Origin of the sequence: Lacisediminihabitans changchengi (genome assembly GCF_016634425.1) — a bacterium.
GTDB classification, from domain to species: domain Bacteria; phylum Actinomycetota; class Actinomycetes; order Actinomycetales; family Microbacteriaceae; genus Lacisediminihabitans; species Lacisediminihabitans changchengi.
On sequence record NZ_JAEPES010000001.1, the window covers coordinates 11,637 to 37,814 of the forward strand.

A 26,178-nucleotide genomic window follows, 5' to 3' on the forward strand; every position below is an offset into this window, starting at 1 on the left:
ACGGACCTAACCTGGCACTACCCTGAACGCACGACGACCGTTCTGGGGAGCAAGGCATGGCCGAGGAACCGACCGACTTCCGGCGCTACGCCGGACGCGTGTTGTTTCCTCGCGGCCCGGATGATCTCACCGCCACTAATCGCTGCCCGGCTTGTCAGACCGAACTGACGCAGCCTGTCTGCCGCTCATGTGGTCTCGATCTGCGACACCCTGCCGCGGCCGAGTTGCTCGCCGCGTCGCTGGACTCCGCAGCAGCGCTCGAACGCCGGCTCGAGGTGATCGGGCGCATCCGGTACGACACCGAGCAGGCCGCGGCCGCACGGACAGCCGAGCGGGCGAGGGCGTTCGTCGACGATGCGATCGCCGAGCCCGTCGCGGAGCCGGCCCGCCTACAAGCAGAGGCCCTTCGACAAGCAGCGGCTCTTCGACAAGCTCAGGGACCGATACCGCCGGCTGCGGAGGAGCACCGGCGCTCGGGCATCCAGGTGCTTCTCGTCGTGGTCGGCATCTCTCTGCTGTCGATCGCCGCGATCTTCTTTCTGGTCTATGCCTTCATCACGTGGGGCCTCCTTGCCCGATCGATCATCATCGGCGCGATCACCGTCGCCGCGATCGTGGGAGCCGGCACCTTGCGACGGCGCCGACTGCCCGCAACGGCCGAAGGGGTCGCGATCTTCGCGATCGTGCTGCTCTACCTCGACGCCTTCGCCATCCGCGGCAACGATCTGCTCGGAGCCGCTGCGACGGATGCCCGGGCCTACTGGGGCTGGACACTCATCATCACCGCCATCGGCTTCGTCGCGTGGAGCAGATTCTCCCGACTACGCGCGCCCGGGATCGTCGGCTTCGCCACCTTCGCTCCGGGCGTCGGACTCTTGGCCGCATCCCTGACCTCCGGACCACTGGCAACTGGCCTTCGAGCGACAGCCCCGACCACGGTCTTCGTCTTCGCCGCCGCCACTTCTGCCGCAGCGGGGGTCCACCGGCTGGCGGCGCGCACCATCGGGCGCCCTGCCGCGGCCGAGCGCACCGTCGCCGTGATCGTCGCCGCGGTGGCAATCGTTGTCGCCGGCATCGCTGCGTTCGGCATTGGTCTCGTCGACACTGGTCTCGTCGACGCGAAGTGGGGAACCACCATCGCGCTGACCGTGGTCGCCGCGATCGCCGCCAAGCAGCTCGCGCTCCTCGATCTGCGCGGCACCGCGACCCGCATCGACCGGGGTCTCGGAATGGTGTTCGCCGTGGTCGGGGCGGGCTCGCTCACCGCCGCTCTTCCGATCGGGGTGTGGTCTATCGGAAATGCCACGACGTTCATCGTGTTCCCCCTGCTGCTCGGCGCCGTCGTCACCCTCGTGATCGAGGCGCTGTGGCGACTTGCTCGCGGCACCGGCGCGGCGACCCACCTGTTCGGCGCCACCATCGCCTCGACCGTTACGACGGCGTTGCTGGGATTACCCGCCGTCGGCACACTCCTCGTTTCCGCGCTGTCGCTACCGATTCTCGCCCTCGCCCGACCATGGACCCTCAGCCCCACCGACCCGCTGGGATTCGCCCTGCCGGTGTCGAACGGCGCGGCGCTCGCGACGGTCGCCGGGGCCGGGCTACTCGCGGCCGGCGCGTGGTGGTTCGGCGGGGTCATCCGTCGTCGACTTCCTGTGCTGGTCTGGGCGGGGTGCGCGATTCTCGTGCTCGCCGTCTCGACCCTCCCCGCGCTCTGGGCGATATTGACCGGCTGGGAGGCGCTCGCCTTCGCTGCCGTCGTCGCCGTGACAGTGACGGATGTGCGCGGCCGACTCGCTGCGGGCGTGCGAGCAGCGCTGCTCAGCACGGCCTTCGCCGCCTCTGCCCTCGCGTACGGCACCAGTTGGGCGAGCATGGACACCTGGCAGCTCGTGACCCTCGCCGTGGTCCTGGTGCTGCTGGCCTCCCGGTTGTTCTTCTCCGCTGCCGTGAAATCCATGCTGCTCGGCATCGCCGTCGCGCTCCTGGTCGTCATGGGCGCGGCCGGTGCGCGCGATCTGGCACTACCGCTGCACCCGACCGGGAATGCGGATCTGGTCAACGTCTTCCGGGCGACCGGCTTCGTCGGCATCCTGCTCCTCGGTCTGATGGCGCTGCTGCGAGTGCCCGCACTGCGAGCCCTCGATCGCCGGGTCGTCTTCTGGATCTCTGCGGTAGTCATCGCGGGCAGCACGGTGACGAGCCAGACCGCGCTCCTCCTCTCGGCTCCGCTCGACCTGGCCGGACGCCTGCTGCCGGAGCACGCGACGAGCACCGCAGTGAGCGTCTTCCTCATCGCGGCCCTTCTCTGCTGGGCGATGGCTCGGGCGCCGAGACGGTTTGCTCTCGAACGCTTACTCAGCGTTGGTGCGCTTCCCATCGCGCTGTTGTGGTTCGTGGATTCCCTGGTACGAGCGCTCGCGGCCGACGTCTCGTTGGTCGCCCTGGCGCCGGCGACGGCAGCAGTGATCGGAGCGGCCGCGAGTCTGGCTCTCGTCGGCACGCGGCTTGCTCGGGTGCTGGCGCGAACGGCGCTCGACGTGGGCGTGATCGCGGTGGGCGTGATAGCCCTCCTCGTCCCTCTTGTACTCGATGCCGAGTCGGAGTGGGTCGCGCTGCTGATCTCCGCGGTGACGGTGCTGCTGCTGTCGATCAGCGACGACGCGGTGTTCGCTGCGGTCTCCCGACGCCGACACCTCGGCTGGCTCGCGCTGGCGTTCGCGACCGCCGGCCTCTGGCTGGGCCTGGCGCAGAACGACGTGCGCACCATCGAGCCGTACGTGCTGCCGGTGGCGGGCGCCCTGATCCTCATCGCCGCACTCTCGACGCTGTTCTCCCCCGCTTTCGATTCGCTGCGGGACCCCGCAATTCTGTTCGGCGGATTGCTACTGGCCGTCGTTCCGGAGGCGATCGCCGGGGCCTCAGGCACGATCACGCGGCCGATCGTCGTGGGGGTGCTCTCCGCGATCCTGCTCGTCGGGGCGTCGTTCGTGCGACTGCCGCCACACGGCCAGCGCTATCTCGATGGCGCAGCGATCGCGGGCGCGCTCGGCGTCGTGCTGGCATCCACCCCGCACGCCGTGTCCGTGCTCATGGAGACCACTCACGCGGATGCCCGGCTCGAGGCCTGGCTCGCCCCGGGCGTCGCCGCGATCGTCATCGCCACCGTTGGCCAGGCCCGGGCTCGTGCGCACAGCTCCCCGGCTCGGGGAATCGTCGCCGAGGCAGTCCTCGCGGTCTCGCTGCTCGGAGCCGTGCTGTTCGAGCTGCCCGCCGTGTACCCCGACGGTGGCGGATTCGCGCGCGCGGCCGTCCTCACGATCCTGCTCTGCGCTGCCTTCATCATCGCCATGGCGGTGCCGCGTCCGCCGCTCAGCGTTTCGGTCGGCTGGCTCGCGCTGGTGCTCGCGGCGGTCGTCGGCCTGACCGCGCTAGCGAGGGGCGCGTTCGGCGAATGGGAACTCGCCACGGTGCCGCTCGCGGGTGCCATGATCGCCGCGGGCGGCATCCGTCTGCACCGCTCGAGCAGCGCCCGCACCTGGTCGACACTCGCTCCCGGCGTAGCCCTGCTGCTGGTGCCGTCGCTGGTCGTCACGGCCGTGGATGCCCCACTGTGGCGGCTTGTGGGGCTCGGAGCGGTGTCGATCGCCGTGCTCGTGGTGTCGCTCACGCTCCGCTTGCAGGCGCCGTTGCTGCTCTCCGCCGCCGTGCTGCTGATCCACGCGATCGCCACGTTTGCCCCGGAGATCGTCGCCGTCTACCGCGCCGTCGAATGGTGGCTGTGGCTGGCGATAGGAGGGGTGATCGTGCTCGCGATCAGCATCCGGTTCGAGAGCAGTAGGCGCGGCGTGAAGGCGATCATCGGACGCATTGCCGCGCTGCGCTGACCTCGTGAATCGTGGTTCAGGCGGCCAGGATCGGCTGTCCCCACATTAGGGGACTGGCTTGTCCGCACTTATGCCGACTAACCTCGGTACAACCGCTTCCCGAAGATCTCTCAGTGGCGGAATCCTTTTTACCCAGGAGTTACCCGATGCATTCCATTTCACCCTCTGCTGCGCCCGCCGGCTGGTACCGCGACCCGATCGGACTCCCCCAGGTTCGCTGGTGGAACGGCATGAGCTGGACCAACCGCATCGAAGAAATCCGTCCCGAGATTCAGCTCGCCTCGAGCAACCTACAGCTCGTCGCATCCTGACTCGACAGTCGGTGGTTAGGACGCCCTTCGTGGCCGTTTAGCCGAGCCTCAGCTTGCTTGCGCCGCCGCAGTGCCTGCGAGAACCTGAGGTAACGCAGACGCGAAAGGCGCACACCATGACTGAGATCCAGACCGTTCCCACCTCCTCGATCGACCCCGACGTCACCTCCGGAGTCGCCCAGTTCCTCTGCCCGGTGGTCGTCGACCTCGTTGCTCTGGCGGTCGACGGCAAGCAGGCGCACTGGCACGTGCGCGGCGCGAACTTCCAGGCGATCCATCTACTCCTCGACGAGGTGGTCGAGCACGCTCAGCACTACGCGGACACCGCCGCCGAGCGCGTCGTCGCCCTGGGCCTGCCGATCGATGCCCGCATTGGCACCGTCGCGACGCAGACCACCACCCCGACCTTCTCGGCAGGCTTCCTCGACTCCGACATCGTCATCGCCGAGATGATCGCCCACATCGACGCGACCATGACCACCGTGCGCACCGCCGTCGCCGAGCTCGCCGACCTCGACCCGGTGAGCCAGGATGTCGCCATCGAGATCGCGCGCGGCCTCGAGAAGGACCGCTGGTTCCTCTACGCGCACATCAGCGCGAAGTAGCTCTCCCCGCGGGTTGAGTAGCGCACGCGCTCTGGCGCGTTCGCGTATCGAAACCTCTCGTTCCTCGCGCGCTACTCAACTAGCGAAAGGTCAGAGGGTGGTGTGGGTCCAGCGGCCGGCGACCATCGTGGCGGTGACCGGGAACGAGCGCAGCTCGTCATCCGTTGCAGTGAGCGGGTTGCGCTCGGTGACGACCAGGTCGGCGATCGAGCCGACCTCGACCCGAGCCCGACCATCCGTCGATGCCGCGAATGCGACCTCGGCCGCAATGATCTGCTCGGGATGCCACGGCTCCCGCCCGTCGCGACTGCGGCTGATCGCCGCCGCCATCGTCACCCACGGGTCGAGCGGAGCCACCGGCGCATCCGACCCGAGTCGGAGCGTGGCACCGGCCCGCGCAAGACCCTGCAGCGCGAACGCCCGATCGGTGCGGCCAGCCCAGTAGACATCCGCGATATCGCGATCATCCATCGCGTGCTCGGGCTGAACGCTCGCAACGACGCCGAGCTCGGCGAAGCGGGCGAAGTCCGACGTCGAGACGAGTTGCGCGTGCTCGATGCTGCCGCGCACCGCCGCCGTCTGGAACGCATCGAGGGCCAACTCGTTGGCGAAATCGCCGATGGCGTGCACGGCCGGGACCAGGCCGGCGTCGCGGGCACGCTCGAGCAATGCCACGAGAGCGAGCGGCGCATAGACCAGCTCGCCGTGGTTGTGCGTTCCCGGATAGGGCGCGTGGCAGTACGCGGTGCGCGTGTTCAGCGACCCGTCGGTGATGATCTTGAACGGCCCCATCGTCGCAAGCCCCTCAGCACCCTCGAGCGGCCGGCCAGTCTGGAGGCCGCGCGCGATCGCCGTCTCCAGGTCGTGGGAGTAGACCCCGCACCGCACTCGTAGCTGGTCGATCCCGGCGGCGATCCGCCGCGGCCAATCGTCGATGGTGAGCTGCATCTCGAGGTCCACGATGCCGACGATTCCCCGCGCGGCGGCGGCCGTGGCCGCATCCGCCACCCACCCGTCGAGCACGTCGTCGGCCACCGTGCTGATCGCCGTGTTGACCTCGAACGCCTCCTGCTCGCGCAGAATCCCGGTGGGGTGGCCCGCGCGCCCGAACCGCTCGAGCGCCGCACTGTTCAGCCAGACGCAGTGCAGGTCCCCGCTGACCAGTGCCACGGGAATCGCCCCGGTCAGCCCATCCAGCAGCCCTTTGGCCGGGACGTCCGGCCACAGCCCGTCGCGGAACCCGTAGCCGACCAGGGTGGTCCCGTCCGTGATGCCGCTCGCCAGCCGGTCGGCGACCAGCCGCACGGTCTCTGCGGCAGACCCGGCCGCCGAGACATCGAGCCGCTGGCGTACCAGCGACCATTGGCTGAAGTGCACGTGGTTGTCCCAGAGGCCAGGACCGAGGTAACGGCCATCGAGGTCGAGAGATTCGTCGGGCGAACCTGCACCGATACTGGCGACCGCTCCGTCGCTGATCACGACGTCGACCGGCTCGCCTTCGGTCCCGACCAGCCGGGCGTTGCGCAGCGTCAGGCTCATTCGGCGACTCTCATTTCGGCGGCTCCCATTTCGGCGGCCCTCACGACGGCGGCCCTCATCTCGGCAGCAAGGCCGGGGTGCGAGTACGGGCCGTCGGAGTCGAGCGCCGCGACGATGCGCTCCACCACCTCCGGCGCCTTGTTCTGGCTGAGCTTGGCCCGCGCGTCGAAGCGCGTGATCGAGATGCGGATACCGACCGTGCCGGTGGCGACGTGGCGGGCTACCTGCTCATCGATCTGCAGTGACATGGGTTCGGGCATCCGCTCTTCGAAGTGATCGACGAGCTCACCGAGCACCCGGAAGTTCTCGTCGTCGCTGAGGATCTCGGGGGTGCCGTAGAGGTGCGCGGTGACGTGGTTCCAGGTGGGGACGAAATCGTCGGTCTCGTACCACCCCGGCGAGATGTAGCCGTGCGGCCCCTGGATGATCACGAGCACCTCGTGTTGCCCGAGTTCGTGCGCGCGCTCATCCGGACGCCCGACGTGGCTGACGATGCTGATGCCGTCCGCATCGTCGTCGAGCACGACCGGATAGTGCGACGCGACGATTCCGGATGCCGTGGCCGACACGATCGTCGCCCACGGGTTCTCGCGGATGAGGCGCTTGACCTCGTCAGAATCGGTCAGCAGATAGTCGGGTGTGTACCGCATCGCCCTAGCTTGGCATCCGGAATCGCTTTTCTGGGCCGGTCGGTTTCTAGGCTTGGTCGCGCGGGCACCAGTAGAGCTTGCGACCGCCAAGCTCTTCCATCGCGATGTTCGTGCCGCAGATGCGGCACGGCAGGCCTTCGCGGTGGTACACCCAGTGCCGGTCGTCGCGATGGGCGAGCGCCTTGCGGTAAGACTCCGGATCGAGGTCGTCCATTGTCAGCATCTGGCCGGTCTCGACACCGAGCGTGAGCAGGTGGGTCCAGTCGCGCCAGAGCGCGCGCACGGTCTCCTCCGGCACCAGCTTGCCCGGGGTGTGCGGCTCGAGTCTGGCGCGGAACAGCAGCTCGGCACGGTAGACATTGCCGATTCCACTGACCACCGACTGATCCATGAGCAGCAGGGCGATCGGCGTGGGCTTCTTGCGCACGACCGAGACGAACCGCTCCTCGGCGATCTTCGGGTCGTCGACCAGCGGGTCGGGCCCGAGTTTTCCGAGCGCGACCTCGACCTGCTCGGGCGTGAGAACCTCGCACGCGGTCGGCCCGCGCAGATCGGCGACAGCATCGTCGGCCAACAATCGCACTCGCACCGCGCCGATGGGCGGCGGGGGGAATTCGTTCGCTTGCGGTCCCTGATCCTGTCGAAGGGTCTCCTGCTCAGACATCCTGAGCCGCGTACGACGCGGTGCCCCGATGCTCGCATTCGAGTCCTCGGCGGCGTCCTGGTCGAGGATCGTGCCGCGCTGGTTGGTCTGTCCCATCCGACCGCCGGCGGAGCTGACAGTCGCGTCCGCGGTGATGTCACCCGCAAAGTCCCAGGCTCCGTAGAGCCCCAGGTGCACCCGCAACCAGAGCCCGTTGTCGAAGGCGAGGAACATCTGCTTTCCGACGGCGCGAGCCTCGGTCATCCGGTGTCCATCGAGGCGTGCGGCGCCCTCGGCGAAGCGGCCCTGCGGGGAGCTCAGCGCAAGCGGCTTATCCAGAAAGTGCAGGCTGAATTGTCGGGCGATGCGATGGACAGAATGGCCTTCGGGCACGATTCTCCTCGGTGGGGTTGACCTCAGTGACGCTGGGCCTCAGTGACGCTAGACCTCAGTGACGCTAAAGCCGGGTCGGGCGCTAGTCGATCTCGCGCCCGGCGATGAGCCCGGTCGCCTCATATTCGGCCAGCTGGGCGATGCGGCGCACGTGGCGCTCCTCCCCCGAGAAGGGCTCGGCGATGAAGGCGTCGATCAGCTCGATGGCGACTTCGAGGCTGTGCTGACGCGCGCCGATCGAGATGACATTGGCATCATTGTGCTGGCGGGCGAGCTTGGCGGTGTCGACGTTCCAGACCAGGGCCGCCCGGGCGCCGCGCACCTTGTTTGCGGCGATCTGCTCACCGTTGCCGGACCCACCGAACACGATGCCGAGGGTCTGGATGCCAGCCGCCTGGTCGCGAACGGTCGCACTCGCCGCATTGATGCAGAAGCTCGGGTAATCGTCGACCGGGTCGTAACTCTGCGGACCGTGATCGACGACTTCGTGACCCGCCTCGCGCAGGTGTGTCTGGATCTGCTCGCTGAAGTCGAGCCCGGCGTGGTCGGTGGCGATGTGGATGCGCATGCTCACTAATTTACCGGCGCTGGAACCTCACTGGCGCTGCAACCGCGTCAACTCGTCTGCGACGATTACGGCTGCCAAAAGCCGACTTTGGCGAGAAGGGTCGTTTCGCGGTCGGCTCCGTCTGGCGCGTCGACCTCGGGCGGGAAGACCCCCATCGAGCGCCACTCGTCGACGTGCGGCACCACGTCGTCGTACATGCCGTCGACGACACCCTCGGGGAGGTTGAACTCCAGGTCGACCAACTTGGCGATGGACCAGGCCTGGAAGGCGCGATAGACCGAGAGGTGAACGAACCCCTCGGCGAGAGGGAAATCGCCGTAACTGAAGTGCACGGTCGCCGCCGGATCGAGGTCGTCGCGCATCGCGGCCTCCGTCGCCGCGTCGTTCAGCTCGTCGTAGCTGCCGATCGGGTCGTCGCCGAGCAGGTCACCGTCCCACCGGGTGCCCACCTCCTCCGCAGATTTGAGGGCGAGAACATCCGGAACCCAGGCCTCGTCGTAGGCGTGCCTACCGAGCAGTTCTCGGAGGGTGTAGCCCTCGCCGAAGCCCCAGTCTGCCGGTATCGGAGTGGAGAGCTGATCGAGGTCGAGCATGTTGATCACGTCGCGGAGTGCCGCATCAGACATGAGGAAGAAGTCGCGTTGTCTCATGTGCCGAAGGCTACGCCGCGGCACCGACACGCGACCAGAGGTTGCGTCAGGAGTCGAAGCCCAGACCGAGCAGGTCGAGGGTCTGCAAGAACGGTGAGCGGCGACCATCCTCGTGATCGGCCTTGTTCAGGGCGCGGCGGGTGGCCTGGATGCCGAGGTAGGCGGCCGGCTCCGGCGGGAACGGGGCCGGCAGCGACTGCACCAGCTCGAGCGTGAGCCGCTCGCTCTTTTCACCGAAGAGCAGGTCGAGCATGACATTGGCCGCGAATCGGGTGGCCGCGACGCCGAGTCCGGTGAACCCCGCCGCATAGGCCACGCGCCCCTGCCGCGCGAGCGAGTAGAAGGCGCAGAACCGGGTGCTGGTGTCGATGACCCCGGCCCAGCGGTGGCTGAACTTCAGCCCCTCCAACTGCGGGAAGGTGGTGAAGAAGTGGCTCGCCAGCCTCTGATAGCTCTCGGTGCGGTCTTCGTACGACGAGCGGATGCGGCCGCCGTAGTGGTAGATCGCGTCATAGCCACCCCAGAGGATGCGGTTGTCGGCGGTGAGACGGTAGTAGTGGAACTGGTTCGCGGAGTCGGCGACCCCCTGCCGCTCGTTCCAGCCGATCGAGGTGAGCTGGGCATCCGTCAGCGGCTCGGTCATGAGCACGTAGTCGTACACCGGCACGGTGTGCAGCCGGAAGCGGGCGAGCAGCGACGGGTAGGCGTTGGTAGCCAGCGCCACCTTGTCGGCCCGCACGAAACCGCCATCGAGGGCGAGGGTGACCGGGCTGTCGAGCAGTTCGGAGTCGAGGTGTTTCACCGGCGACCTCTCGAAGATCTCGACCCCGGCATCCGCACAGGCCTTGGCGAGCCCGGCGGCGAGCTTGCCCGGGTTGACGATTGCCGTCGAGCGGGTGCTCCAGAGGCCGGCAAGGTAGGTGGGCGAGGCGACCTGCTCGCGGATGCCGTCGGTGTCGAAGAAGATCTCGGTGCTGCCGTTGTGCGCGCGTCGCAGTTCGTCGACCTGGTAGTCCTCGGTGGCCACGGACAGCGACCCGGTGCGTTCGAAATCGCAGTCGATGCCGAGGCGGGAGATCGTGGCCTCGAGTTCGTCGAGGTTCTCGAGGCCCAGCTGATCGAGCCGCTCGTACTCCTGGGGGAATCGCGACTGCCCGTTCGCCTCGCCGTGCGTGAGCGTCGCCTCGACGAAACCACCGTTGCGACCGGATGCCGCGTGGCCGATCGTCTTGCCCTCGAGCACCACGACGCGCAGCGAAGGGTCGCGCTCTTTCGCCTGCAGCGCCGTCCAGAGACCGGTGTATCCGCCGCCGACCACGGCGAGATCCCAGAGGTCGGTGCCCGAATAGACCGGGAAGGATGTCGCGGACAACCCCTCCAGCCAGAACGGGCTCAGCCGCGAGCCCTCGAGCGACTCCGCCACGACGCGCGGATCGGGACGGAGACGCTCGAAGACTGTGCTGCCCATCAGTCGAATATAGGTCCCACGGTTCGGGAACGCTTGAGTTCGAAGAATCCGTCGTAGGCAGAGAGCGCGAGAACGCCGTCCCAGAGCTTCACCGCCTGCTCACCGCGCGGGGTGGGCGAGATGACCGGGCCGAAGAAGGCATGGCCGTCGACCGCGATCACCGGAGTGCCGACATCCTGACCGACGCGGCCCATGCCGTCGAAGTGCGAGGAACGCATCTGCTCGTCGTACTCGTCGCTGGCGGCGTATCGCGCAAGCTCCGCGGGGAGTCCGACCTCGGCGAGCGATTCGGCGATGATCGCGTCGATGTCTTTGCGACCACCCGGGTGGATGCGGGAACCGAGGGCGTCGTAGAGCGGCTTCACGTACTGTGCACCCTCGCGCTGCTGCACCGCCGCGACGAGACGGGTGTAGCGCAGTGCCCGGGGGAAGAAGGCGCGATGGGCATCGTCGACATCCTTGTCTTCGTTGAGCACGGCGAGGCTCATGATGTGCCAGGTGACGTCGAGGTCGCGCTGGACGGCGACCTCGTCGACCCAGCGACTGGTCATCCAGGCCCAGGGGCAGGAGGGATCGAACCAGAAATCGACGGGGGTGGGCTGAGTTGCTGTCATGTGTGGTCCAACCTCCACCATCCGGCACTATTCCCCGGCACTAATTACGGCACTATTCCCTCTGGCTCTTTCGGCGGCCGAGGCGGAAAATGATGTGACGACTCGAAACCAGGAGGCACAGGATGCCGCAGCGAACGAACGTCTCACCCGACCTGATCCCCGTGTTGGGCCGTGGCCGCCATCGCACCCCGAAGAGCGGCGCGTGTTTCATGGAGTTCGCTTCGTACCTGGCCGGGGAACGGTGGAGCGATCATCCGGCCTGCACCCATCCGGCCCTCGCCGCGCTCGCCCGACTGGTCAACGACTGCAGCTCTGACAGCTCTCGCGGGCGCCTTGTCACGCTGGTGCCGTCGGTGGTCGGGTTGCTCGGCGACGGACGCCGCACCACCGTGCGCCTCTCCGTTCTGGCGGTGACCGCGGCGTTGCCGATCGCGAGTTTTGCGCGGCAGCGGGCGCTGGCCGCCGGCGGATTGCGTCTGCAGACACTCCTCGCCGAGGATGATGCTCTCTCGATCGGTCTCGACGGCGCGTTCGCCGATGTTCCCGACGCGCATGACTGGGCGCTCCGCTTCACTGCCAACCTGAGCGCGCTCGACGAGCGCGTGACCGACCGCATGTGCGACTCGATCCTGCGCACCGCCGTGGTGGGCATCGCCGAGGCCTGCATTCCCGATGCGGACGACCGGATGCTCGCCCTGCTCGAAGCCGCGATCGCCGAGGTCACCCCGGCCGTCGTGCCAGCGGTACCTTCCATGCCCGCACGGAGGCTGCACTTCGCGCGATAGCCAGTCGGGTCCCTGAGCTTGTCGAAAGGCTGGGCTAGGGCCGTTCCGCTGATTGAGCCGATACTGCTTATTGAGTAGGGCGCGACGAACGAGTGCCCGTATCGAAATCGGCCCAGCTCCCGTCCGCAAACAGGATCAGCTCGCGAAATCGTCCACCAACAGGACCATCTCGGCAGTTTCGGACCCGCCAACCTGTTGACTGACGCGGGACGGCGAGTTGTCACTCCGGGGTGCTCTGGCTCCTGAGCGTATCGACGGACGACCCGCGGAATTCGACGGCGAGTTGTCACAGATCGACCTTCCGCCTCAGGTTTAGGGTCGATCAGTGACAACTCGAGAGCCGGCGGATGTCGCGGCTACCCGCACCGCTTACGACATCGTTGCCAGTGACTACGCCGAGCTGCTTCGCGACGAACTCGATCGCAAAGTCCTCGACCGCGCGATGCTCGCCGCCTTCGCCGACCTTGTTCCCGCTGGGCACGTCGCCGACGTGGGTTGCGGACCGGGACGGGTGACCGCGCACCTGGCGGGGCTCGGGCTGAGTGTGGAAGGTGTCGATCTGTCTCCGGGCATGATCTCTGTAGCCCGGCAGGAGCATCCGTCGCTCTCCTTCTCGGTTGGATCCATGGAGGCACTGGACTTCGCCGCCGGGAGCCTCGCCGGCATCGTGGCCTGGTACTCGATCATCCACACCCCCGGCGAGCGCCTGCCCGCGCTGTTTGCCGAGTTCGCGCGCGTTCTGGCGCCGGGCGGGCTCCTGCTGCTCGCGTTCCAGGTCGGCGATGAGCCGCGCCACATTTCGCGCGGATACGGACACGACGTCTCGATGGACGCCTACCGCCTTCCTGTCGCGCGCATCGAGACGCTGCTCACCGACGCGGGGTTCGGGCCGCGGGCCCGCCTGGTGCGCGAGCCCGTCGCAGAGGAACGCACACCGCAGGCCTTCCTGATCGCCGAGCGGCCCGCCTGACGTTAACCCAGCGCACAGGCGCCCCCTCGGTAGACTCGACCGTTGGAATCACGTCAGCGCCGAAGGAGTAGCACTATGCCCGGATTGAACCTCACCAGAGTCGAAGCGCAGGAGCGCGCCGAACTGCTTTCGGTCGCCAGCTACGACGTGGCCCTCGACTTCAGCAAGGGCGATGAGGTCTTCCTGAGCACTACTACGGTGCGCTTCTCGGCGACGGCCGGCGCATCCACCTTCATCGACGCCTTCACCCGCACGGTGCACTCGGTGACGCTCAACGGCCGCGAGCTCGACCCTGCCGCTGTCAGCGACAACATCCGTATCCAGTTGGACGGCCTGGAGCAGGACAACGAGCTCGTCGTCGCCGCCGACTTCGAGTACACCAACACCGGCGAAGGCCTGCACCGCTTCGTCGACCCGGTTGACCAGGAGGTCTACCTCTACTCGCAGTTCGAGGTGCCGGACTCGCGCCGAGTGTTCGCCGTGTTCGAGCAGCCCGACCTCAAGGCCACCTTCCAGTTCACGATCACCGCCCCCAGCGCGTGGGAGGTCGTGAGTAACTCCCCCACCCCCGAGCCCGAGAAGATCGATGGCTGGTTCTCCACCTGGCGCTTCGCCCCCACCCCGGTGCTCTCCAGCTACGTCACCGCGATCGTCGCGGGACCCTACGCGGTCGTGCGCGACGAGCTGACCAGCCGCGACGGCCGCGTCATCCCGCTCGGCATCTTCGCTCGCCAGTCGCTGAGCGAGTACCTCGACGCCGACTACATCTTCGAGAAGACCCGCCAGGGCTTCGCGTATTACGAGGAGAAGTTCGACTACGCGTACCCGTTCGAGAAGTACGACCAGCTCTTCGTTCCGGAGTTCAATGCCGGCGCGATGGAGAACGCCGGCGCGGTGACCTTCACCGAGACCTACGTCTTCCGTTCCAAGGTGACCGACGCCATCAAGGAGCGCCGCGTCGTCACGATCCTGCACGAGCTGGCCCACATGTGGTTCGGCGACCTGGTGACCATGAAGTGGTGGAACGACCTCTGGCTTAACGAGTCGTTCGCCGAGTGGGCCTCCACCATCGCCACTGCTGAGGCCACCGAGTGGACCGAGGCCTGGACCACCTTCGCCGCGATGGAGAAGAGCTGGGCCTACCGCCAGGACCAGCTGCCCTCCACCCACCCGGTCGTCGCCACGATCAACGACCTCGACGACGTGCAGGTCAACTTCGACGGCATCACCTACGCCAAGGGCGGCTCGGTGCTCAAGCAGCTCGTCGCGTGGGTCGGCATCGACGCCTTCTTCGCGGGTGTCGCGGCCTACTTCACGAAGCACGAGTACGACAACACCACCCTGCAAGACCTGCTCTCCGAGCTCGAGACCACCAGCGGCCGTTCGCTCGACGAGTGGTCGAAGAAGTGGCTGGAGACCGCGGGCGTGAACACCCTGCGCCCCCTGATCGAGACGGATGCCGACGGGTCGATCACCAGCTTCGCCATCGAGCAGACCGCAGCCGCGGACTACCCCACGATCCGTCCGCATCGCCTCGCTGTCGGGTTCTACGACCTAATCGACGGCAAGCTCGAGCGCACCCACCGCGAAGAGTTGGACGTCGACGGTGAGCTGACGGATGTCGCGGCTCTCGTCGGTCTGACGAAGCCCTCGCTCGTGCTGCTCAACGACGACGACCTCGCCTATGCGAAGATCCGGCTGGACGAGGAGTCGCTCGCGGTCGCCATCGAGCACCTCGCCAACATCGAGAACCCGCTCGCCCGCTCCCTCGTCTGGGGCGCGGTCTGGGACGCCACCCGCGACGGCGAGGCGAAGGCCAGCGACTACGTTCGCCTCGTGCTCGGCAACATCGCCAGCGAGACCGAGAGCACCACCATCCGCACCACGCTCAGCCAGCTGACCTCGGTCGCGCGTGTCTATGTCGCGCCGGAGAAGCGCGATGAGACGATCCGCACGGTCGGCGACGGCCTGTGGGCGCTCGCCCAGGGCGCCGAGGCCGGTTCGGACGCGCAGTTCCAGTTCGTGAAGTTCTTCGCGAACATCGCCTCGACCGACCACCACGCCGAGGTGCTCGCGAAGCTCCGCAGCGGCGAGGAGACCCTGCCGGGCCTCGCCATCGACACCGACCTCTCCTGGGAGCTGCTGGAGGGCCTCGTGCTCACCGGCGCTGCCACCGGTGCGGATGTCGACGCAGCCCTCGAGGCGGACAACACGGCCAACGGCCAGCAGGCCGCCGCTCGTGTGCGCGCCACGATCCCGACCGTCGAGGGCAAGCGGGCGGCCTTCGCCTCGCTCGCCGACTCTGACGACCTGCCGAATGCGGTCGTGCGCCAGACCACGATGGGCTACCTGCACGTCAACGACGCCTCCGTGCTCGAGCCGATGATCGAGCCGTATTTCGCTGCGATCAACGAGATCTGGAAGTCGCGCTCGTTCAAGATCGCCGAGTACTTCGTCGAGCTGATGTACCCGTCCCCCGCCGCCTCTCCCGCGCTGGTCAACGCCACGCAGGCCTGGCTCGCCAGCAACGAAGACGCCACCCCGGCGCTGCGTCGCCTGGTGATCGAGAATCTGGCCGGCGTGGAGCGTGCGCTGAAGGTGCAGGCGAAGGACGCGGAGTAGCCTGTGCGGTTTGTTAGCACTGTGCGGTTTGACGCCACTCCCACCCCCGCCCCTGCACCCCTGGCGGCCGTCAACTACCTGACCTCCACCGAGTTCTGGACCACCTGGGGCATCCCCATCCGGATCGCCATCATCATCGTGGTGGCGATCCTGGTGCGGATCGTGTTGCACTTCGTGATCGACCGCGTGGTCGAGCGGATCGTGTCAGGGGTCAAGCGTCGCCAGAGCGTCGACGACACGCAGGCTCTGCTCTCGTCTCCGCTCGCCGCGGTTCGCACTGTGCAGCGCACCCGCACACTCGGCACGGTGCTGAACAACATCGTGTCGACGGTCGTCGTCATCGTCACCTTGCTTCTCATCGTGAGCTCATTCGGCTCTGACGTCACCGGATCATTCGCCCTCATCACGGCGGCCCTCGGTGCCGGACTCGGTTTCGGCGCGCAGAACATCGTGAAGGACGTGCTGAACGGGCTGTCCATGGTGGCGGAGGACCAGCTGGGGGTCGGCGACGTCGTGGACCTCGGGCCGGCCACCGGTGTCGTCGAGGCGGTCGGCATCCGTACCACGCAGATTCGCGACGTGAACGGCACCGTGTGGTTCGTGCGCAACGGTGAGATTCTGCGCGTCGGCAACATGTCTCTCGGCTGGTCGCGGGCGATCATCGACCTCGCGGTGCCGTATGACGCCGACGTCGATGCCGTTCAGCAACGGATGCTCGCGACAGCGATCGAGCTGGCCGATGATCCGAAGTGGCGGGCGCTCATGATCGAACGCCCGGAGATCTGGGGCATCGAGTCGATCTCGGCGGAGGCCGTGGTCATCCGCCTGGTGCTGAAGACCCGGGCAGGATCGAAGGACGACGTCGCGCGCGAATTGCGGGCACGCCTCAAGACGTCGCTCGACGAGATGGGAATCAAGCTGCCGGCGCTCAACAGCATCGTGCTGAGCGGATTCGAGGGTGCCGAGAGCATCAAGGGCGCACGGCAGCCGCGCACCGCGCCGAACCCGATCGCCTCGACCGCATCGCCGCGCGCCCCGCGGGCGCCCCGCACGCCGAAGCCGCCGAAAGATGGCGCCTGATGGCAGACAACCCGGTGACGCTCCGCATGGGCTCGGGCGGCGAGCCTGTCGACGGTAACTTCTGGCAGCGCGTTGGCGGCCGCCCGACCTTCGAGAAGCTGGTGCGGTCGTTCTACGTCGGCGTCGCCGCGGACGAGGTGCTGCGCCCGATGTATCCGGAAGAGGATCTGGAGGGCGCCATCCAGCGCCTCACCGGCTTCCTGGAGCAGTACTGGGGCGGCCCGGGCACGTATTCCGAGCAGCGCGGGCACCCGCGGCTGCGCATGCGGCACAACCCGTTCAAGGTCAATCCGGATGCCCGAGACCGCTGGCTGCGTCACATGCGTGCCGCGGTGGATAGCCTCGAGCTGTCCGCACTGGACGACGCGATGCTGTGGGCCTATCTCGACCGGGCGGCGCACGCCATGGTCAACACTTTCGAGGAGTAGTCGTGGTCTCCCTTCACGTGCAGGCGATCGTGTTCGACATGGACGGCACGCTGGTCGACTCGACTGGCGTGGTCGAGCAGGTCTGGGGTGAGTTCGCCGCGCGCTACGGGGTCGACGTCGAGCAGCTGTTCGCTTTCTCTCACGGTCGCCAGGCGATCGACACGGTGCGTCGCTTCCTCCCCGACCTCGACGACTCCGCACACTGGGGGATCTCCGACGGCCTGCAAGCGGATGAGCTGCTGCGGCTGGACGGGATCGTCGAGATCGGTGGCGCCGAGGTCTTCTTCCGCGGGATCCCGGCATCTCGGGTCGCGCTGGTCACGTCCGCCCCGCGCGAGCTTGCGTCGCGACGGATGGCGGCCGCGGGAATGGAGTTTCCGCGGGTGACGATCACCAGTGAGGATGTCGCGTTGGGCAAGCCGCACCCGGAGGGATACCTGTCTGCGGCGTCGCGGCTCGGCGTCGACCCGAGCGATGTCGTGGTCTTCGAGGATGCGCCGGCCGGTATCGCCGCGGCCCGGGCCTCCGGTGCCACGGTGGTCGTGGTCGGGCCCGGCACGGGCGGCGACTTTCGCGTCGACGACTACCGTGCGCTGACGGTCACAGCCGACGATTCGGGCCTCACGATCTCGGGCCTCACGCCCGCCTGAGCTCAGCGCTTCGCCGTCTCGGTACGCAGGGCTGCGCCGTTTCGGTCGGCAGGGCTTCGCCGCGAGGGTTGTCAGAGCTTCGCCGACCACTCGTCGCAGACGCGTGAACTGGACTCGCCTGTCGCGACCGGGGAGCACCGCGGAAAACGGATCATGTCGCCGACCCGCGACGCCCGACACGAACACGAAGCACGAAGCACGACGCCTCATCATCTTCAGTCTGGGAATCGTGCTCGGGGTCGCCTCCGCCGTGTTCTTCGTACGGACGTTGAGGCGACGCAGCAGCGGCTAGAAGACCCCGCCAGAAAAAGACCGGGCCAGAAAAAGACCGGGCCAGAAACCAGGCTAGAAGACCCGCGACACCAGCGGCACCCCGGGCCGGTACGCCAGGTGAACGTAGCTCGGCGCGTCGAGCAGCACCAGATCGGCCCGCGCACCCTCGCGGATCACGCCAACATCGTCACGCCACAGCGCCTCCGCCCCACCGGCCGTCGCCGCCCACAGCGCCTCCGCCGGACTCATCTTCATGTCGCGCACGGCCACGGCGATGCAGAACGGCATCGACGAGGTGAAACTCGAGCCCGGGTTGCAGTCGCAGGCCAGCGCAACGGTGACGCCCGCGTCGATGAGGCGCCGGGCATCCGGGTACGGCTGGCGGGTCGAAAACTCCACGCCAGGCAGCAACGTCGCCACCGTCGAACCGCCGGCCAGAGCGTCGATGTCCTCATCGGACAGGAACGTGCAGTGGTCGACGCTCGCCGCGCCCAGCTCGACCGCGAGCTGTACGCCACCGGAAAAACCCAACTGCCCGGCGTGCATGCGCGCCCCCAGACCTGCCGCCTGCCCCGCCTGCAGAACGGCGCGAGCCTGATCAACATCAAAAGCACCGGTGTCGCAGAACACGTCCACCCACCGAGCATGCGGCGCACACTCGGCGAGCATCTCCCCCGTGACCAGGTCGACATAGCCGGCCGGGTCGTCCGCGAACTCGCTCGGCACGACATGCGCGCCGAGATACGTCGTCTCCGTCGTCAGCTTCTGTGCCAGACGAAGCGCGCGGGACTCGTCGAGCACATCCAGACCGTAACCGCTCTTGATCTCCACCGTCGTGGTGCCCTGCGACCGCATCTCGGCGACCAAGCGCTGCGAATTGCCGAGAAGTGCGTCATCCGAGGCCGCGCGGGTCGCAGCCACCGTGCGACGGATGCCGCCGGCGGTATACGTCTGCCCGGTCATCCGCGCCTCGAACTCATCGGCCCGATCGCCGGCGAACATCAGATGGCTGTGACTGTCGACAAAACCCGGAATGACGCATCGACCCGCGGCGTCGACGCGCTCGTCGGCGGCCGGCGCCCGCGATGCCGAACCGACCCAGCGGATCACGCCGTCTTCGATGACGACCGCGGCATCCGTCACCTCGGCCGTCAGTGACCCGACCGCCGGATCGTTGGTGACCAACAGACCAATGTCGTCGATGAGGGTGGTGGTCACGAGGGGAGCCCTTCAGTCCTGGGTGAAGTCGGTCGTCAGAGCGGCGATGGACGAGGCGAGCATGGCGCCGATATCGCCGAACGGATGCCGCCCGCCGTCGACCACCACGGTGCCGTTTACGACAACGGTCGTCACATCCGCTGCCGTCGCCGCAAGCCAGAGCTGGTCTGCGGCAGCGCCAGCCGTGCGCACGCTCGTGGTCGACACGGCAGTGAGATCGCAGAGAGAGCCGACCGCGATCGACCCGCCATCCCAGCCGAGCGACCGGTAGCCGTCCGCGGTCGCGGCGGTGAGCAGCTGCGACGGCGAGAAACGGCCGCGCTCGCCCGAGACGAGCCGCTCATCCATCTCCAGGCCGCGAACCTCTTCGAACGGGTCGATCACCGCGTTCTGATCGCTGCCGAGGCTGAGCGAGGCGCCCGCCGCCAGCAGCGCGGAGCCGGGACCGACACCGTCGGCGAGGTCGCGCTCCGTGGTCGGGCAGATGCAGACCGTGCTGGCCGACGAACCGAGCAGCCGGATGTCGTCGTCGCTCAGGTGCGTGCCGTGCACAGCCGTGAAGTCGGCGCCGAGCAACGGCTCGAGCACCTGTACGGGAGTGCGCCCCCACGCCGCGAGCGTCTGGAGATTCTCGGCCGGTTGCTCCGAGACGTGGGCGTGCACCGGCGATCCGACGGTGAGGGTGGCGAAGTCGGCGAGCAGCGAGGGGTCGACGGCCCGCACCGAGTGGACGGCCGCGCCGAGACGGGCGGTATCCCCGACAGACAGCGAGGCGTGCCGGGTGGCCCAGCCGGCGAGCGACCCGTCGCTGAACCGCTGCTGCTCCGGGGCGAGGGGCAGCGCGCTACCGCCCTCGGACAGCCCACCCTGCAGGTAGAGGGTGTCGAGCAGCGTCATCCGAATGCCTGCGGTGTCGGCAGCGGCGAGCACCGCTTCGTCCATCGCGGTGCCATACACAGAGGCATCGTGCAGGTAGTGGAACTCCCCCACCACGGTGTACCCGGCGAGAAGCATTTCGGCGAACGCCGCCGAAGCGAGCTCGTAGTAGCTGTCGGGAGTCAGGCGGGAGGCCAGCGCGTACATCTGCTCGCGCCAGGTCCAGAAGGTGCCGCCGCCGTCGTGCGTGCGGCCGCGCAGAGCGCGATGGAAGGCGTGCGAGTGACCGTTCGCGAGGCCCGGCACCGTCAGCCCAGGCAGTACCCGATCCGACTCGCGCGGTGGCTCGGTCGAGACCGAAGTGACGATCCCGGCATCGGCCGTGATGCGTACCGACGGCGTCACTACGCCGTCGACCACGGCGGCCTCCGCCCAAAACGAGGTCATACGAAACTACGCGAGGTCACGCGAGCACGCGGGCGCGCGAACGGAGACGAATGACCTCCGCCAAGGCCTCGACCCCGAGCACGCTCGCATCCTCATCCGCATACTCTTCGGGGGCATGCGAGACCCCGCTCGGGTTGCGCACCAGGATCATCGCGGTCGGGATGCCGGCCAGCGCAAGAACCCCGGCGTCGTGCCCGGCCCCCGAGGGCAGCAGCGGCAGGTCGGGTCCCACGGCGTCGTTCAGCGCGGCGGTCAGATCCTCGTCGAAGCGGGTCTCCGGGGTCCAGGACTCTTCGGTGGCCACAAAACCGGTCGTGCGAGCAACGTCGGCGAGCACCCGGCGCACCGTGTTCTCCTCGCCGGCGCGGGCGTCGATCCACGCCGTCGCCGCACCCGGAATCGCGTTCACCGCTCCAGGATGCACCTGCACCCGCCCGACCGTGGCCAGGGCACGCTCGCGCCCGGCCGCCTCGCGCACCGCGATGATTACCCGGGCGAGCCCGATCATCGGATCTTCCCGGTCGGCCAGGCGCGTGGTGCCCGCGTGGTTCTGCTGGCCACGGATATCGACCCGCCACCGCCCGTGCGGCCAGATCGAGGTGGCGAGTCCTAGCGGCGCGGCGCCCAGTCCGTCGTCGCCCGTGCTCGACGGCAGGTGCCCCTGCTCGACGTGCAGCTCGACGAACTCGCCGATGCGGCGCATGCGGGCGTCGTCCGCGCCGAGGTGCACGGCGTCGCGACCGGTCGCGGCGAACGCCTCGGCCAGCGTGATGCCGTCCACGTCGCGCAGGGCCCGCGCCCGGTCGGGGTCGAGCGCGCCGGTCATCAGCCGGGAACCCGCACAGGCGACACCGAAGCGGGCGCCCTCCTCGTCGGCGAAGGCGACGACGGCCACAGGTCTGCCGGGCAGCACCGCCGCATCCTGCAGCCGGGCGATCGCGGCGAATGCCGACGCGATGCCGAGTGGTCCGTCGTACGCGCCACCGCTCGGCACGCTGTCGAGGTGCGAGCCGACGACGAGCGCGGTGCCGGGAAGCTCCGCGTGCCACCAGGCCCAGAGGTTGCCGTTGCGGTCGGTCTCGACCTCGAGGCCGCGGGCGTGCGCGGTCTGGGTGAACCAGGCGCGGAGCTCTACGTCGGCGGCCGTCCAGGCCAGGCGGTCGTAGCCGCCGGTGCTGGGGTTGCGCCCGACCTGCGCGAGTTCGTCGATCAGAGCGAGGACGTTCACTCGTCCCCCTCGGTCATCGGAACCCTGACTCCGAGCCGCTCGGCGACCTCGATCGCCTCGTCGTAGCCAGCGTCGACGTGACGGATCACGCCCATGCCGGGGTCGTTGCTCAGCACCCGGGCGAGCTTCTCCGCGGCGAGCGGCGTGCCGTCGGCGACGGTCACCTGCCCGGCGTGGATCGACCGGCCGATGCCCACGCCGCCTCCATGATGGATCGAGACCCAGGTGGCGCCGGAGGCAGTGTTGACCATGGCGTTGAGCAGTGGCCAGTCGGCGATGGCATCCGACCCGTCCTTCATCGCCTCGGTCTCGCGATAGGGCGAGGCCACGGAGCCGGAGTCGAGGTGATCGCGGCCGATCACGACCGGCGCCGAGAGCTCGCCCGAGGCGACCATCTCGTTGAACTTCAGCCCGGCGCGGTCACGTTCGCCGTAGCCGAGCCAGCAGATGCGCGCGGGCAGACCCTGGAAGTGCACGCGCTCCTGCGCCATGCGGATCCACTTCGCCAACGACTCGTTCTCGGGGAACATCTCGAGGATGGCACGGTCGGTCGTGTAGATGTCCTCCGGGTCGCCGCTGAGCGCGGCCCAGCGGAACGGACCCTTGCCTTCGGAGAACAGCGGACGGATGTACGCGGGCACGAAGCCCGGGAAGGCGAACGCATCCGCAAAGCCGGCCGACTTCGCCTCGGTGCGGATGTTGTTGCCGTAGTCGAAGACCTCGGCGCCGGCTAGCTGGAAGCCGACCATCGCCTCCACCTGCGCCGCCATCGAGTCGCGCGAGCGAAGGATGAAGCCGGCCGGGTCGGCGGTGCGGGCCGAGTGCCAGTCGTCGAAGCTGATCCCGAGCGGGAGGTAGGCCAGCGGATCGTGCGCGCTGGTCTGGTCGGTGACGATGTCGATCTCGGCGCCGGCCGCGAGCATGCGGGGGAAGACATCTGCGGCGTTGCCGAGCAGGCCGATGCTGAGCGGCTTCCTGGCCTCGCGGGCCGCGTAGGCCAGCTCCAGCGCGTGCTCGATGGAGCGGGCCTCCACGTCGAGGTAGCGGTGCTCGATGCGACGGGCGATGCGGGAGGGGTCGACATCCACCACGATCGCGACGCCGTCGTTCATGGTCACGGCGAGCGGCTGCGCGCCACCCATGCCGCCGAGGCCGCCGGTGAGGGTGATGGTGCCGGCGAGGGTTCCGCCGAACCTTTTAGCGGCGACGGCGGAGAACGTCTCGTATGTACCCTGCAGGATGCCCTGGGTGCCGATGTAGATCCAGGAACCGGCCGTCATCTGGCCGTACATGGTCAGCCCGAGCTGCTCGAGGCGACGGAACTCGTCCCAGTTGGCCCAGTCGCCCACGAGGTTCGAGTTCGCGAGCAGCACGCGCGGCGCCCACTCGTGGGTGCGCATCACCCCCACGGGCTTGCCGGACTGTACCAGCATCGTCTCGTCGTTCTTCAGCGTGGTGAGCGTGCGCACCAGGGCGTCGTAGCTGTTCCAGTCACGGGCGGCCTTGCCGGTTCCGCCGTAGACGACGAGCTTGTCGGGATGCTCGGCGACCTCGGGATCGAGGTTGTTCTGCAGCATCCGCAGCGCCGCCTCCTGCGGCCAGCCCTGGGTGTGCAGCTCGCTGCCGCGGAACGCGCTGACGGGACGGGGACCACTCATACGAACTCTCCTCCGGACAGGGAAACAACGGATGCCGCCGCCGCGAGCAACGACCCGTCCACGACCATGCGGTGCGCGTGTTCGATCTCGGGCGCCAGGTACCGATCGGTGCCGGGCCCCTCGATCTCGGTGCGCAGCTGGGCGACGACGGCCCGCGACACCGGCGACGGCTCGATCGGCGCGCGCATGTCCATCGCCCGGGCCGAGGTCAACACTTCGATCGCGAGCACGCGGGAGACTCCGTCGACCGACTTCCGCAGCTTGCGCGCGGCAGCCCAGCCCATCGACACGTGGTCTTCCTGCATCGCCGAGGACGGGATCGAGTCGACGGATGCCGGAACGGCGAGCCGCTTCAGCTCGCTCACGATCCCGGCCTGCGTGTACTGCGCGATCATGTGCCCGGAGTCGACGCCGGGGTCGTCGGCGAGGAAGGCGTTCAGCCCGTGGTTGCGCGACGGGTCGAGGAAGCGGTCGGTGCGGCGCTCGCTCATGCTGGCGAGGTCGGCGGCGACGATCGCGAGGAAGTCGAGCACGTACCCGACCGGCGCGCCGTGGAAGTTGCCGTTCGACTCGACCCGGCCGTCGAGCGTGACGACGGGATTGTCGATGGCGGAGGCGAGCTCGCGACCGGCGACCGTCGCCGCGTGGTCGATCGTGTCGCGCACGGCCCCGTGAACCTGGGGCGCGCAGCGCAACGAGTACGCGTCCTGCACGCGGGTGAAGCCGTGCGGCGTGGCGGTCATGTCCGAGCCGGCCAGCACCGCGCGCATGTTCGCTGCGGAGTCCCTCTGACCGGGATGCGGACGCAGCGCCTGAAGATCGGCCGCGAAGACGGCACCGGTGCCCGTCAGCCCCTCGATGCTCATCGCCGCCGAGATGTCGGCGAGGGTCACCAGGGCCTGCAGGTCGGTGAGGGCGAGCACGAGCATCCCGAGCATGCCGTCGGTGCCGTTGATGAGGGCGAGGCCCTCCTTTTCGCGCAGTTCGAGCGGCGCGATGCCGGCCGCGGCGAGCGCCTGGGCAGCGGGCATCCGCGTGCCGGTGGCGTCGCGCACGTCGCCCTCGCCGAGCAGGGCGAGCGCGCAGTGCGCGAGCGGGGCGAGGTCGCCGGAGCAGCCGAGGCTTCCGTATTCGAACACGACGGGCGTGATGCCGGCGTTGAGCGCCGCGGCGTAGGTCTCAGCGACGACCGGGCGCACACCGGTGCGGCCGGTAGCGAGCGTCGACAGGCGCAGCAGCATGAGGGAACGGATGACCTCCCGCTCGACCTCGGGCCCGGACCCCGCCGCATGGCTGCGCACGAGCGACCGCTGCAGCTGCGCACGCTGCTCGACCGGGATCTGCTTGGCTGCGAGCGCCCCGAAGCCGGTGGAGACTCCGTAGTGCGGGCGCGTGTCTGAGGCGAGGGCGTCGATGACGGCGCGGCTCTCAGCCATGGCGTTCACGGCCAGTTCGCTGAGCTCGACGCGCGCATCGTGGCGGGCGACCCCCACGACGTCGGCGAAGGAGAGGGCGCCGATCCCGATACTGACCGAACCGAGCGTGCTGACCGAACCGGGCGTGCCGACCGATCTGTGTGTGCTGACTGTGGTGCTCATGCCTCCAACTACAGCGCGCTCCGGCCCGTCGCATCCTGGTCGCGAGCGATAACCTGTCTGAGATACCAGACAGACACCGATTTGTTCGCGTTGATTTCGAGGGAATGATGGCCGACATCCCCGCCGCCCGCAACACCCTGCGCGTGCTCAGCTACCTGGCGCGCCGCAGCGGACCCGTGCGCGCCACGACCCTCGCCCGCGACCTGGGGCTGCCGCGGTCATCCGTCTACCAGCTGATCCGGGTGATGCTCGACGAGGGCTACCTGGTGCACTACCCCGAAGACCGGGCGTACGGACTCAGCGGAATGCTCAGCGAGATCGGGTCGTCGTCGCTGCGCACTGCCCGCCTCGGGAGGCTCGCCACGCCGTTGCTCGAGCGCCTGGTGGCGGATGTCGGCGTTCCGGTCGTCGCGCACCTGGGCGTGCTCAGCGCGGCCGACGTGATGTACGTCTCCCGCGTTCAGGGCTTCCGCGCTCCCACCACGGTGACGAGCATCGGCGTGCGGCTGCCCGCCCACCTGACCGCCACCGGGCGGGCGATGCTGTCGCGGTTGCCGGCCGCGCAGGTGCGGGCAATCTACCCGCACCGTGACGCACTCGTGCTGCGCACCGGCAGCGAGCCTCGAACCCTCGCCGAGCTCGACCGCATGCTGGCGTCGACCCGCGAGCGCGGCTGGGCGACGGAGCGTGGCGACATCACCACGGACTACTCCTCGGTCGCGGCGAGCGCCGTCGATCACAACGACTACCCCGTGGCGGCGGTCGGGCTGACCTTCCGCGGCGTCGCGCTCGAGGAGGCGGACTGGCCGCGGCTCGGCCAGGCAGCGGTCGCGACGGCGGACGCCCTCACCGCCCGCCTCCTCGGCCGCTCCTGACGCCGCCGGTCGAGTAGCGGCCGCGCGCCCGCATTCGCCGGTCGAGTAGCGCCCGAGCGCCCGCGCGAAGACGCGTATCGAGACCCACCCCGAGCGGGATTTCCATACGGCTGCTCGCGCCGGCGCTCGCGGCCTACTCAAT

At 68.5% G+C, this 26,178-nt stretch carries 22 protein-coding genes; 10 read left to right on the plus strand and 12 right to left on the minus strand.

The window, feature by feature from the left end; all coding sequences use genetic code 11:
• Positions 1 to 56: 56 nt before the first annotated feature.
• The 3 genes from IV501_RS00065 to IV501_RS00075 all read left to right on the plus strand — a co-directional run bounded on the left by IV501_RS00065 (position 57) and on the right by IV501_RS00075 (position 4,803).
• Complete coding sequence (locus IV501_RS00065; protein ID WP_200554388.1) at positions 57 to 3,887, plus strand: SCO7613 C-terminal domain-containing membrane protein; 3,831 nt, start codon at positions 57 to 59, stop codon at positions 3,885 to 3,887.
• Between the two features lie 146 nt (positions 3,888 to 4,033).
• The gene (locus tag IV501_RS00070) at positions 4,034 to 4,198 is read left to right on the plus strand and encodes a DUF2510 domain-containing protein (protein WP_200554389.1); all 165 of its coding nucleotides are present in this window, start codon (positions 4,034 to 4,036) and stop codon (positions 4,196 to 4,198) included.
• Positions 4,199 to 4,314: 116 nt separating this feature from the next.
• Positions 4,315 to 4,803 (plus strand): Dps family protein, encoded by a 489-nt coding sequence (locus IV501_RS00075; protein ID WP_200554390.1) that lies wholly within the window; start codon positions 4,315 to 4,317, stop codon positions 4,801 to 4,803.
• Positions 4,804 to 4,893: 90 nt separating this feature from the next.
• On the opposite strand, the gene IV501_RS00080 is transcribed toward IV501_RS00075, so the two are convergent.
• The 7 genes from IV501_RS00080 to IV501_RS00110 all read right to left on the minus strand — a co-directional run bounded on the left by IV501_RS00080 (position 4,894) and on the right by IV501_RS00110 (position 11,328).
• The gene (locus IV501_RS00080) at positions 4,894 to 6,342 is read right to left on the minus strand and encodes an amidohydrolase (protein WP_200554391.1); all 1,449 of its coding nucleotides are present in this window, start codon (positions 6,340 to 6,342) and stop codon (positions 4,894 to 4,896) included.
• Positions 6,339 to 6,992: an FMN-binding negative transcriptional regulator gene (locus IV501_RS00085; protein ID WP_200554392.1), complete on the minus strand. Its 654-nt coding sequence runs from the start codon at positions 6,990 to 6,992 to the stop codon at positions 6,339 to 6,341. The genes IV501_RS00080 and IV501_RS00085 overlap by 4 nt, the downstream gene beginning before the upstream one ends.
• Before the next feature lie 46 nt (positions 6,993 to 7,038).
• A complete protein-coding gene (locus IV501_RS00090) occupies positions 7,039 to 8,028 on the minus strand; it encodes an Fpg/Nei family DNA glycosylase (protein WP_200554393.1) in 990 nt (329 codons plus the stop codon).
• Between the two features lie 82 nt (positions 8,029 to 8,110).
• Complete coding sequence (locus IV501_RS00095; RefSeq protein WP_200554394.1) at positions 8,111 to 8,596, minus strand: ribose-5-phosphate isomerase; 486 nt, start codon at positions 8,594 to 8,596, stop codon at positions 8,111 to 8,113.
• A 65-nt stretch (positions 8,597 to 8,661) separates the two neighbouring features.
• Positions 8,662 to 9,246, minus strand: a complete 585-nt coding sequence (locus IV501_RS00100) for a hypothetical protein (RefSeq protein ID WP_200554395.1) — start codon at positions 9,244 to 9,246, stop codon at positions 8,662 to 8,664.
• Positions 9,247 to 9,292: 46 nt separating this feature from the next.
• Positions 9,293 to 10,714 (minus strand): NAD(P)/FAD-dependent oxidoreductase, encoded by a 1,422-nt coding sequence (locus tag IV501_RS00105; protein WP_200554396.1) that lies wholly within the window; start codon positions 10,712 to 10,714, stop codon positions 9,293 to 9,295.
• On the minus strand, positions 10,714 to 11,328 hold the full coding sequence (locus tag IV501_RS00110; protein ID WP_200554397.1) for a mycothiol-dependent nitroreductase Rv2466c family protein: 615 nt from the start codon (positions 11,326 to 11,328) through the stop codon (positions 10,714 to 10,716). Before IV501_RS00110 ends, IV501_RS00105 begins: the two co-directional genes overlap by 1 nt.
• Positions 11,329 to 11,450: 122 nt before the next feature.
• On the opposite strand from IV501_RS00110, the gene IV501_RS00115 reads away from it, so the two are divergent.
• The 6 genes from IV501_RS00115 to IV501_RS00140 all read left to right on the plus strand — a co-directional run bounded on the left by IV501_RS00115 (position 11,451) and on the right by IV501_RS00140 (position 17,863).
• Positions 11,451 to 12,113 carry a hypothetical protein gene (locus IV501_RS00115; RefSeq protein ID WP_200554398.1) on the plus strand — a complete coding sequence of 221 codons (663 nt, stop codon included), beginning with the start codon at positions 11,451 to 11,453 and terminating at the stop codon, positions 12,111 to 12,113.
• 325 nt (positions 12,114 to 12,438) lie between these two features.
• Positions 12,439 to 13,083, plus strand: coding sequence for a class I SAM-dependent methyltransferase (locus IV501_RS00120; RefSeq protein ID WP_200554399.1), 645 nt, complete (start codon positions 12,439 to 12,441; stop codon positions 13,081 to 13,083).
• 75 nt (positions 13,084 to 13,158) lie between these two features.
• Positions 13,159 to 15,705: an aminopeptidase N gene (gene pepN / locus IV501_RS00125; RefSeq protein WP_200554400.1), complete on the plus strand. Its 2,547-nt coding sequence runs from the start codon at positions 13,159 to 13,161 to the stop codon at positions 15,703 to 15,705.
• Positions 15,706 to 15,726: 21 nt separating this feature from the next.
• The gene (locus tag IV501_RS00130; RefSeq protein ID WP_307812097.1) at positions 15,727 to 16,785 is read left to right on the plus strand and encodes a mechanosensitive ion channel family protein; all 1,059 of its coding nucleotides are present in this window, start codon (positions 15,727 to 15,729) and stop codon (positions 16,783 to 16,785) included.
• A gap of 26 nt (positions 16,786 to 16,811) precedes the next feature.
• Positions 16,812 to 17,213 carry a globin gene (locus tag IV501_RS00135; RefSeq protein ID WP_200555363.1) on the plus strand — a complete coding sequence of 134 codons (402 nt, stop codon included), beginning with the start codon at positions 16,812 to 16,814 and terminating at the stop codon, positions 17,211 to 17,213.
• A 2-nt stretch (positions 17,214 to 17,215) separates the two neighbouring features.
• On the plus strand, positions 17,216 to 17,863 hold the full coding sequence (locus tag IV501_RS00140; protein WP_307812099.1) for an HAD-IA family hydrolase: 648 nt from the start codon (positions 17,216 to 17,218) through the stop codon (positions 17,861 to 17,863).
• A 345-nt stretch (positions 17,864 to 18,208) separates the two neighbouring features.
• Here IV501_RS00140 and hutI read toward each other — a convergent pair whose 3' ends face one another.
• Genes hutI through hutH form a run of 5 tightly spaced genes read right to left on the minus strand, consistent with a single transcriptional unit; the run spans position 18,209 to position 25,161 of the window.
• Positions 18,209 to 19,354: an imidazolonepropionase gene (gene hutI / locus IV501_RS00145; protein WP_200554401.1), complete on the minus strand. Its 1,146-nt coding sequence runs from the start codon at positions 19,352 to 19,354 to the stop codon at positions 18,209 to 18,211.
• A 12-nt stretch (positions 19,355 to 19,366) separates the two neighbouring features.
• A complete protein-coding gene (locus IV501_RS00150; protein ID WP_200554402.1) occupies positions 19,367 to 20,677 on the minus strand; it encodes a formimidoylglutamate deiminase in 1,311 nt (436 codons plus the stop codon).
• A 16-nt stretch (positions 20,678 to 20,693) separates the two neighbouring features.
• Positions 20,694 to 21,905, minus strand: coding sequence for an allantoate amidohydrolase (locus IV501_RS00155; RefSeq protein ID WP_307812100.1), 1,212 nt, complete (start codon positions 21,903 to 21,905; stop codon positions 20,694 to 20,696).
• Positions 21,902 to 23,563: a urocanate hydratase gene (hutU, locus tag IV501_RS00160; RefSeq protein WP_200554403.1), complete on the minus strand. Its 1,662-nt coding sequence runs from the start codon at positions 23,561 to 23,563 to the stop codon at positions 21,902 to 21,904. Before hutU ends, IV501_RS00155 begins: the two co-directional genes overlap by 4 nt.
• Positions 23,560 to 25,161, minus strand: a complete 1,602-nt coding sequence (hutH, locus tag IV501_RS00165) for a histidine ammonia-lyase (RefSeq protein ID WP_200554404.1) — start codon at positions 25,159 to 25,161, stop codon at positions 23,560 to 23,562. Before hutH ends, hutU begins: the two co-directional genes overlap by 4 nt.
• Positions 25,162 to 25,268: 107 nt before the next feature.
• Here hutH and IV501_RS00170 point away from each other — a divergent pair, with 107 nt between their 5' ends.
• Positions 25,269 to 26,036: an IclR family transcriptional regulator gene (locus IV501_RS00170; protein WP_200554405.1), complete on the plus strand. Its 768-nt coding sequence runs from the start codon at positions 25,269 to 25,271 to the stop codon at positions 26,034 to 26,036.
• Positions 26,037 to 26,178: the final 142 nt, after the last annotated feature.